Origin of the sequence: Trichloromonas sp. (genome assembly GCF_041583255.1) — a bacterium.
GTDB lineage: Bacteria > Desulfobacterota > Desulfuromonadia > Desulfuromonadales > Trichloromonadaceae > Trichloromonas.
In genome coordinates, this window is sequence record NZ_JBFHGD010000208.1 from 1 (window position 1) to 5,900 (window position 5,900).

At 59.6% G+C, this 5,900-nt stretch carries 8 protein-coding genes; 7 read left to right on the plus strand and 1 reads right to left on the minus strand.

Going from position 1 to position 5,900, the window contains the following annotated elements; translation table 11 throughout:
- The first annotated feature begins 426 nt into the window (after positions 1-426).
- The 6 genes from ABYV89_RS13825 (at position 427) to ABYV89_RS13850 (ending at position 4,239) form a co-directional block, all read left to right on the plus strand.
- The gene (locus ABYV89_RS13825) at positions 427-1,182 is read left to right on the plus strand and encodes a SagB/ThcOx family dehydrogenase (RefSeq protein WP_432823528.1); all 756 of its coding nucleotides are present in this window, start codon (positions 427-429) and stop codon (positions 1,180-1,182) included.
- A gap of 91 nt (positions 1,183-1,273) precedes the next feature.
- Positions 1,274-2,383, plus strand: a complete 1,110-nt coding sequence (locus tag ABYV89_RS13830) for a porin family protein (protein WP_432823529.1) — start codon at positions 1,274-1,276, stop codon at positions 2,381-2,383.
- 12 nt (positions 2,384-2,395) lie between these two features.
- Entirely contained in the window at positions 2,396-2,713 is a 318-nt protein-coding gene (locus ABYV89_RS13835; RefSeq protein ID WP_432823530.1) for a transcriptional regulator, read from the plus strand.
- 99 nt (positions 2,714-2,812) lie between these two features.
- Positions 2,813-3,505 (plus strand): protein-L-isoaspartate(D-aspartate) O-methyltransferase, encoded by a 693-nt coding sequence (locus tag ABYV89_RS13840; protein WP_432823531.1) that lies wholly within the window; start codon positions 2,813-2,815, stop codon positions 3,503-3,505.
- 13 nt (positions 3,506-3,518) lie between these two features.
- A complete protein-coding gene (locus ABYV89_RS13845) occupies positions 3,519-3,968 on the plus strand; it encodes a CBS domain-containing protein (RefSeq protein ID WP_432823532.1) in 450 nt (149 codons plus the stop codon).
- Between the two features lie 19 nt (positions 3,969-3,987).
- Positions 3,988-4,239: a hypothetical protein gene (locus tag ABYV89_RS13850; protein ID WP_432823533.1), complete on the plus strand. Its 252-nt coding sequence runs from the start codon at positions 3,988-3,990 to the stop codon at positions 4,237-4,239.
- Between the two features lie 60 nt (positions 4,240-4,299).
- Here ABYV89_RS13850 and ABYV89_RS13855 read toward each other — a convergent pair whose 3' ends face one another.
- Positions 4,300-5,028 (minus strand): arginine N-succinyltransferase, encoded by a 729-nt coding sequence (locus ABYV89_RS13855; protein WP_432823534.1) that lies wholly within the window; start codon positions 5,026-5,028, stop codon positions 4,300-4,302.
- 259 nt (positions 5,029-5,287) lie between these two features.
- Here ABYV89_RS13855 and ABYV89_RS13860 point away from each other — a divergent pair, with 259 nt between their 5' ends.
- Positions 5,288-5,548 carry a hypothetical protein gene (locus ABYV89_RS13860; protein ID WP_432823535.1) on the plus strand — a complete coding sequence of 87 codons (261 nt, stop codon included), beginning with the start codon at positions 5,288-5,290 and terminating at the stop codon, positions 5,546-5,548.
- Positions 5,549-5,900 lie beyond the last annotated feature (352 nt).

The following is a 5,900-nucleotide window of genomic DNA, read 5'->3' on the forward strand; positions in this document are numbered from 1 at the left end:
CCACCCGGAACCGTTCCGGGTGGGGCGACCATGCCCTGGGCGGAGCCTCCATGGCGCCGCCGCATCTGAATTGTCTGTCGAAAAATGAAAAGCCCGCGTAAAAGAGACGTATTCTCTTCGCGGGCTACGTTGCCAAAACAGGGAACACGTCGTCGTGTCGTTCTGCTTGTTGCGATTTCTCTTATAGCAGGGGGCGTGCCAATTCGAAGCAATTGCCTAAAAGACGGGCGTTTTCATATGTTTGCACGATTGTTAACAGAACCCAACTCAACCGCGCCCGAATATTGTGCCTATAAAACATGCATCAATCAAAGGCAGGATGATCAGATTGAAGGCAGTCCGGGTTTGCCTTCGCCTCTCGAACGGTTAAACTTGCATCGTGCCCAAAAGAGTTCCGTGCCATCGATTCCCCCTGAAAGGACCGGCATGAAAAGAGACGACATTCGGCGCCAGCGGGAATTTCTCAAGGACAGCCTGCGCCTGCAGATCAACTTCCAGCTCACCGACCAGAGCCAGGGCGTGGAGCCGCCGCCGCTGCAGAAACCGGCCAAGGACGGGCAGGCTCTCATCCCCCTGCCGGGGAAGGAAGCCTGGCAGGCGTTTGCCGAAACCAGCCTGCTGGCGGCCATCGAAAAGCGCCAGAGCCGGCGCCGCTTCAAGCCGCAACCGCTGCTGCTTTCCGAACTGGCCTTTTTGCTCTGGGCCACCCAGGGGATCAAGGAAGTGGTCCAGCCCGGCAGCGCCTTTCGCGTCGTCCCTTCGGCCGGCTGCCGCCACGCCTTCGAAACCTACCTCGCCGTCAGCGAGGTCGAAGGACTCGCGCCGGGGATCTACCGCTACCTGCCGATCGAGCATGCCCTGGTCTTCGAGCACAGCCCCGACAACCTGCGCGCCGAATTGAGTCGGGCCGCCCTCGGCCAGAGCTTCGTCGCCAGCGCCCCGGTCACCTTCATCTGGGCCTGCCTGCCCTACCGCATGGAGTGGCGCTACCATACCGCCGCCCACCGGGTCATCGCCCTCGACGCCGGCCACGTCTGCCAGAACCTCTACCTCGCCTGCGAAGCGATCGGCGCCGGCACCTGCGCCATCGCCGCCTACAACCAGGAGCTGATGGACCAGCTGCTCGAAATCGACGGTGAGGAGGAATTCACCCTCTACCTGGCGCCGGCGGGAAAGGTGTGACGACAGGGTTTTTTTATGTACCGCTGGAAAAAGCAGATTTCTTTGCTAATGTTAATTAGCGTAAACAATTCTGCTTTTCTGGGGGGAAAAAATGATTAAGAGCTGTTTTATCTTGGGAGCAATTTTGTGCGTTTGCTTAAGCGCGCAAACGGTCAGGTGCGAAGATCAGCAGAAATCCTGGTGGGTTTCTCCATCTGCAGGATTCAGTTTTTTTGAAAGCGAACGTGGAATCAAAGATAATCCCGTTTTTGGAATCGGTGCCGGAACAAAAATCAATGAGCACTGGAATTTCGAGGGGACACTCAGCTATCTCGGCACGGAAACCACCGGGACACCACGATCGGATCTGGAAATCTACCAGCTCGCCATAAGCCTTCTCTACGATATTCACCCGTCAAAACAGCTGACGCCCTACCTGCTGGCAGGAGGCGGCGGATTTCATGCCGACTCAGATAAGTTCGGCTCCAAAACGGGGGGAATTCTCCATTACGGAGCCGGCCTCCATTACAGCCTGAACCAAAATCTGTCGATCAAAGGGGAGGTTCGCCACCAGATCTACATCGGCATAATCGATGACGACGGAAAAACAAAAACCCGCCAAAACCTGACGACACTGGTAGGTTTGAACCTGCATTTGGATCAAACACACCATCCAGTGGCCGCGGCGTTACCGGCACCGTTAATAAGAGTGACACCTCCGGCAACGATCCAGCCGACAAAAGACACGACTCCAGCAGAGAACATCCCCCTACAGGAAAAGATTAGTGACGACGACCTGGCAAAAGTTGACGCAGGAGACAGCCTCGAGAAACAACCTGCGGGGCATGGAACAAAACCGATCCTGACGATAACCCCCCGGTTCAATGCCGGGGAACCAGACATCCATTCGTGGGCGCCGCAAGATCTGACCAAACTGAAATACCTGATCGAAGACCAACCGCAAGCCAAGATAATTCTCATGGGAGAAATAGATGAAAATACCCTGTCATTTTCCAAATACAAACTCCAGGAACGCAGAGCACAACGGGTGCGTATTTTCCTGATCGATCATTTCAATATTGACCCTCAACAGATCGAAATAATGACGCTTAAAAGTTGGTCCCGCACAACCAAAAAAGCGACTTCACCCCATACCCTGATTCAATTTTACCCGATAGAAAGCGAGACAACAGCAACAACCCAGGCCCCCAGGATGCCCTGACAAAACGACGAAATGGTTATAAAAAAACCCGCCATCCCCGCCCCGCGCGAGGAAACCCTGCGCCAGGGGATCCAGGCCCTGCTCGAAGGCGAGCCGGTCACGGCGCTGGAAATTTCGGAGCGGGTCGGCATCGCCCAGCGGGAGGTCGCCGGCCACCTCGAGCACATCCGCCACAGCCTGCATCGCCAGAAACGGTCGCTGACGGTACTCCCCGCCGAATGCCGCAGCTGCGGCTTCGTCTTCGCCAAGCGCGAGCGCCTGAAACGTCCGGGGCGCTGCCCGGTCTGCCGCAACCAGTCGATCAGCGAACCGCGATACCGGATTGACTGACCCAGCCCCCACGAAAAAACCTGCCCCGAGCTTTTGACGAATCCGCGCCAGCTGTTATTGGTTAAGGGTGAGAGACAAACACCTCATCTAAGGGGCAAAATGCGACCTGACCGGATCGAGCAGATGCTTCGCACCATCGAACAGGAGTGCCACTTCACCGGCAATGCCACCGGTCGCAGCAGCCTGCGGCCGGTGGTGATGGAAGCTATGGCGAGCGTTCCCCGCGACGATTTCGTGCCGTCGGAGCTGAAGCACCGGGCCTTCGACAACGGCGCCCTTCCCATCGGTGAAGGCCAGACCATCTCGCAGCCCTTCATCGTCGCCCTGATGACCGACCTGCTCGAACCGCAGCCGGACCACACCATCCTCGAAATAGGCACCGGCTGCGGCTACCAGGCGGCGGTCCTCTCCTGCCTGGTCAAACAAGTCATCAGCATCGAAATCATCCCCCACCTGGCGAACCTGGCCGCCGAGCGCCTGCAACGCCTCGGCTACCGCAACGTACAGGTGATGTCTGGCGACGGCTACCAGGGGCTGCCGGAGCAGGCCCCCTTCGACGGCATCATCGTCACCGCCGCCGCCAGCCACGTACCGGCCCCCCTGTTCAAGCAGCTCAAGCCGGGCGGCAATCTGGTCATCCCGGTCGGCCTCCCCTACATGCACCAGGAACTGCTGGTCGTCAGCAAGGATCGAAGCGGACAGCGCCACACCCGCTCGGCGCTGCCTGTCATTTTCGTTCCGCTTACCCGCAACCGGGAGACCGGGGGAGAACCGGCGGACAACACCATTTAACCGGGAGGAATCCATGTCCGTTGGCGAAGTCTGCATCCGCGAAGTCATCATCACCGGCCGGGAGACCCCGGTGGCTGAACTCGCCGAACTCATGCGCCGCCATCATGTCGGCGACATCCTGGTGACGGAAGACCGGGACGACAAGGCGATGCCGGTCGGCATCGTCACCGACCGCGACCTGGTGATCAAGCTGCTGGCCGCCGGCGTCGACCCGCAAACCGTCACTGCCGAGGACGTCATGAGCGGCGACCTGCAAGTGGTCGAAGAAGGGGCCGACCTGCTTGATACCATCAAGCGGATGCGCGCACAAGGCGTGCCGCGGATCCCCGTGGTCAAACGAAACGGTGAGCTGGTCGGCCTGCTGGCCTTTGACGAACTGCTCGAACTGCTCGCCGAGCAGCTGGACGACCTGGTGCAGCTGATTCGCAGCGGCCGAAAGCACGAGGAAGACCGCCGCATCTGAAGCAACGGAGACGGCCTGCATGAACGACATCCGGGTGGAATGTTATGCCGGGCACCGGGGCGAGGAAACGCCCCGGCGGTTTTACCTGGGCCGGCGCCGCATCGAGGCGGCCGAGGTGCTCGACCGCTGGCTGGCCCCCGACCACCGCTATTTCAAGGTGCGCGGCGACGACGGCGGCCTCTACCTGCTGCGCCATGAGACGGCGACGGGAGACTGGGAGTTGATCCTGTACGAAGGCGATGCCCTCCCTCAAGACATCAGCCGCCGGTGAGTCGAACAGATCTGCACGCAGGCGGTCCGCATCAAGCTATCCCTTTCCCGAAAACGAACGTCACTCCTTGAGCCGCACCAGCAGCCGGCCGTCGTCGATCTTGATTTCATCGACGCCGGCGGCGAAGGCGCTCCAGAAGCCCCCCTGGCCGCCGAACTCCCTGACCAGGTCGACATTCTTCAGGTTGCCCATCCAGGCGTTGGGGATGGGAACCCCCCAGAGGCTGACACCGGCGATGACCACCACCGGCTTGCCGTCGGCATAGGCCAGCTCAAGACCGGCGGATACCTTGAGGGTTTTGCCGCCAAGCAGGGGGAAATCCTCGTCGAGGGGAACCAGCAGCTTGGCACTGGCCATGTCGGCGGAGAGGTCAATCGCCAGCTTGTCGGCCAGATCGGTATTTTTCGCCAGCAGGGCGTTGAGTTCCTTTTCGGACAGCACGATCTCCCGGCTGGCCCCCTCTTCGCTGTACCGCTCGGGCTGGAGGGTTCCTGGGGATTCGCTGGACGCCGAAGGGGGCGCCGGCCGGTTGCGGGCGGCGATCCGGGTGCGCTGCAGCGAATCGAAGCGGTCGAGCTTCTGCTCGAGCACCTGCTCCTCTTTCGCGCTCAACGTCACCGGCTTGAATTCTTTGGGAAAGAGGTAGGTCGATACGGCCCAGACCGCAACCAGGCTGGCCACGATGGTCGCCGCAAGGATGATGGCAAGCAGCTTCAGCCAACTGAAGCGGACCTCGACCCGGGGGGGGATGGGGCCGGGAGTGGGGGGGGCGGGAACGGGAGTTTCCATGGCAGCGTCCTCTTCTTGGAAAGTACTGGATCGACCGGGGTCCGGGACAACAGCAATAAGTATAACATTAAAAAGCCTCCAGCGATCTCCGGGACCATCTCCCCGACAACCACCCGGCAGGGGCGGCAAACGGGGCCGACGTTCAGGTCGATACCCAACCTGGCCAAGGCATTTTTTTTACCCTGAGCATTTGACGACCCTCCTTTTTTTGCTACGATTTGTTTCCGTTAACATTCTCAGAAGAAAGGGCGCTTAAGGCATGATCTATCGCTACAATTCCCCGGTCGGATCTTTCACCATCTCCCCTGCGGGCAACGGGCAATTCGAGTTGCATATCGATAAAAAACTCATCGCTTCCTATCAAACCCCCGAGGCGGCCTGCCTTGATGTCTCCCTGCATGCTACGGGATGGAAAGAATGGGATCTTTTCCCCGGCAATGAAGGTCCGCAAAACTTATCCGGATGGGAAATGCGGCGCATTCAGAGGTCATCGCCTCAAAAGGCGATGACCGTTCTTTAACCCTGCCCAAAACCTTCGGATTTCCACCCGGGTGTCCCGTATTGCGAAACGGAACGGCCGGGTGAGACGCACCTCCTGGAAAACGCCGGCATCCGGAGCCCCGATAATCAGCTACGCCTGGTAAAGACCGGCTTCGCCGGTACTCGCTCGAAAACAAGAGCCACCAGGTTTCCTAAACCTGGTGGCTCTCGCTCAGTCAAAAGGGGCTGCACCGCAATCAGCCATCTGCGGGCGCCCTGCCTTCATACCAGTCGATCGCTCAGCCGATCGACTCCAGCTGCAGGGCGAAGGTCAGATCGAGCCCGGCCAGCGGATGGTTGCCGTCGAAGGTCACCTCGGTGTCGCTGACCTC

Bases quoted from the DNA above. Each gene is read 5' to 3' on its own strand.
- ABYV89_RS13830 (WP_432823529.1), top strand. From the start codon at position 1,274: ATGATTAAGAGCTGTTTTATCTTGGGAGCAATTTTGTGCGTTTGCTTA.
- ABYV89_RS13855 (WP_432823534.1), bottom strand. From the start codon at position 5,028: ATGGAAACTCCCGTTCCCGCCCCCCCCACTCCCGGCCCCATCCCCCCC.
- ABYV89_RS13825 (WP_432823528.1), top strand. From the start codon at position 427: ATGAAAAGAGACGACATTCGGCGCCAGCGGGAATTTCTCAAGGACAGC.
- ABYV89_RS13850 (WP_432823533.1), top strand. From the start codon at position 3,988: ATGAACGACATCCGGGTGGAATGTTATGCCGGGCACCGGGGCGAGGAA.
- ABYV89_RS13845 (WP_432823532.1), top strand. From the start codon at position 3,519: ATGTCCGTTGGCGAAGTCTGCATCCGCGAAGTCATCATCACCGGCCGG.
- ABYV89_RS13835 (WP_432823530.1), top strand. From the start codon at position 2,396: ATGGTTATAAAAAAACCCGCCATCCCCGCCCCGCGCGAGGAAACCCTG.
- ABYV89_RS13840 (WP_432823531.1), top strand. From the start codon at position 2,813: ATGCGACCTGACCGGATCGAGCAGATGCTTCGCACCATCGAACAGGAG.
- ABYV89_RS13860 (WP_432823535.1), top strand. From the start codon at position 5,288: ATGATCTATCGCTACAATTCCCCGGTCGGATCTTTCACCATCTCCCCT.